Annotated in this window: 1 protein-coding gene and 1 pseudogene; both read left to right on the forward strand. The window is 48.3% G+C overall.

The features are described 5' to 3' along the window. Positions 1-728 (forward strand): annotated as a pseudogene (locus tag ACUU1M_RS19705) (MFS transporter); the annotation flags it as partial. A 26-nt stretch (positions 729-754) separates the two neighbouring features. Beyond that, positions 755-2,233 (forward strand): FGGY-family carbohydrate kinase, encoded by a 1,479-nt coding sequence (locus ACUU1M_RS19710; RefSeq protein ID WP_000039676.1) that lies wholly within the window; start codon positions 755-757, stop codon positions 2,231-2,233. Positions 2,234-2,692 lie beyond the last annotated feature (459 nt).

The following is a 2,692-nucleotide window of genomic DNA, read 5'->3' on the forward strand; positions in this document are numbered from 1 at the left end:
AGGGGATTCTGTGCTGGTTTTTTGTTAGCGATAACAACAACCTGCGCAGTGCCAATAACGAAGAAAAACAGTCATTCCAGCTTAGCGACATCCTTGCCGTTTTGCGTATCAGCACCACTTGGTATTGCAGCATGGTGATTTTTGGTGTCTTCACAATCTACGCCATTCTGAGTTACTCCACCAACTATCTGACCGAAATGTACGGCATGTCGCTGGTGGCAGCGAGCTACATGGGGATTGTGATCAACAAAATCTTCCGCGCGCTGTGCGGCCCACTTGGAGGCATTATCACCACCTACAGTAAAGTGAAATCCCCTACCCGCGTGATTCAAATCCTTTCCATCATCGGTTTGCTGGCGTTGACAGCCCTGCTCGTCACGAACTCTAACCCGCAATCGGTCGCGATGGGGATTGGCCTGATTTTACTGCTGGGATTCACCTGTTACGCCTCACGCGGGCTGTACTGGGCCTGCCCCGGCGAAGCGAGAACACCGTCTTACATTATGGGCACCACGGTAGGTATTTGTTCGGTGATTGGATTCCTGCCGGATGTCTTCGTTTACCCGATTATCGGCCACTGGCAAGACACCCTGCCCGCTGCAGAAGCCTACCGCAATATGTGGCTGATGGGCATGGCGGCGCTTGCCATGGTGATTGTCTTTACCTTTTTGCTGTTCCAAAAAATTCGTACTGCTGATAGCGCCCCCGCAATGGCTAGCAGCAAGTAAGCCAGGAAAATTACAGGAGAAAAATCATGTCGAAAAAATACATCATAGGGATTGATGGCGGAAGTCAGAGCACAAAAGTGGTGATATACGATCTGGAAGGTAATGTGGTTTGCGAAGGGAAAGGCTTATTGCAGCCGATGCACACGCCAGATGCCGATACTGCAGAACATCCTGACGACGATTTATGGGCATCATTATGTTTTGCCGGTCACGATTTGATGAGTCAGTTTGCCGGGAATAAAGAAGATATTGTCGGTATTGGTCTGGGATCCATCCGTTGCTGCCGTGCGTTATTGAAAGCCGATGGCACGCCCGCTGCGCCGTTGATTAGCTGGCAGGATGCACGCGTAACGCGTCCCTACGAACACACTAATCCTGACGTGGCATATGTCACCTCTTTTTCGGGTTATCTGACGCATCGCTTAACCGGCGAGTTTAAAGATAATATCGCCAACTATTTTGGTCAGTGGCCGGTGGATTATAAGAGCTGGGCATGGAGCGAAGATGCTGCGGTAATGGAGAAGTTTAATATCCCCCGTCATATACTGTTTGATGTGCAAATGCCAGGCACTGTTCTTGGGCATATCACACCACAAGCCGCGCTGGCGACACATTTCCCAGCTGGGCTGCCGGTTGTTTGTACCACCAGTGATAAACCGGTAGAAGCTCTGGGGGCCGGATTACTGGATGATGAAACGGCGGTGATTTCACTCGGTACTTATATCGCGCTGATGATGAACGGCAAAGCCTTGCCGAAAGATCCGGTGGCGTACTGGCCGATTATGTCTTCTATTCCGCAAACATTGCTGTATGAAGGTTACGGTATTCGCAAAGGTATGTGGACGGTGAGCTGGCTGCGCGACATGTTAGGCGAGTCGTTAATTCAGGATGCCAGGGCGCAGGATCTTTCACCGGAAGATTTACTCAACAAGAAAGCCTCTAGTGTGCCACCTGGCTGTAATGGGCTGATGACGGTGCTGGATTGGCTGACCAATTCGTGGGAACCATACAAACGCGGGATTATGATCGGCTTTGATTCCAGCATGGATTACGCATGGATATATCGTTCGATACTGGAAAGCGTGGCGCTGACGCTGAAGAACAATTACGACAATATGTGTAATGAAATGAATCACTTTGCGAAGCATGTGATCATTACTGGCGGCGGTTCGAACAGCGATCTGTTTATGCAGATTTTTGCCGACGTGTTCAACCTTCCGGCACGACGTAACGCCATTAACGGTTGTGCAAGCCTGGGGGCAGCGATTAATACAGCGGTAGGTCTGGGGCTATACCCGGATTACGCAACGGCTGTCGACAAAATGGTTCGCGTGAAAGATATCTTTATGCCTGTTGAGAGCAATGCCAAACGCTACGACGCGATGAATAAAGGTATTTTCAAAGACCTAACCAAACATACTGATGTGATCCTGAAAAAATCGTATGAAGTGATGCATGGGGAATTGGGGAATGCGGATTCGATCCAGAGCTGGTCGAATGCGTAAGTGAGGAAGACCGGGCGGGAAACTGCCCGGCCTGAATATACCCGAATGGTTATCCCCGCTGACGCGGGGAACTCGAATAACTGACCAACATCTGGCTCTCTAAATCCGGTTTATCCCCGCTGGCGCGGGGAACACTCTAAACATAACCTATTATTAATTAATGATTTTTTAAGCCAGTCACAATCTACCAACTTTACAGGATCACACAAACAACACATCCATTATGTTAAAGAGCACTTAATCCATTGATTAAAAAGGTAAATATTTAAAATAACTCTATACAAACTAAAATCTACCAAACTTCGCCGCAATAATTTTCACTCCAGCGAAAAATTAACGCCGCAGAATTTGTAGAGAATGATAATGATTAGTCCGGGATGGGCAAGATGGATGAGTTTTCAGGGGCGACAAACAATACAAATGAGTGGAATTTTTTACAAGTTCCACCCATTTATAACG

The sequence above is a fragment of the Shigella sp. SIG6 genome, assembly GCF_053555815.1.

Excerpts from the sequence above, each read along its gene's own strand:
- ACUU1M_RS19710 (WP_000039676.1), top strand. The coding sequence starts at position 755 with ATGTCGAAAAAATACATCATAGGGATTGATGGCGGAAGTCAGAGCACA.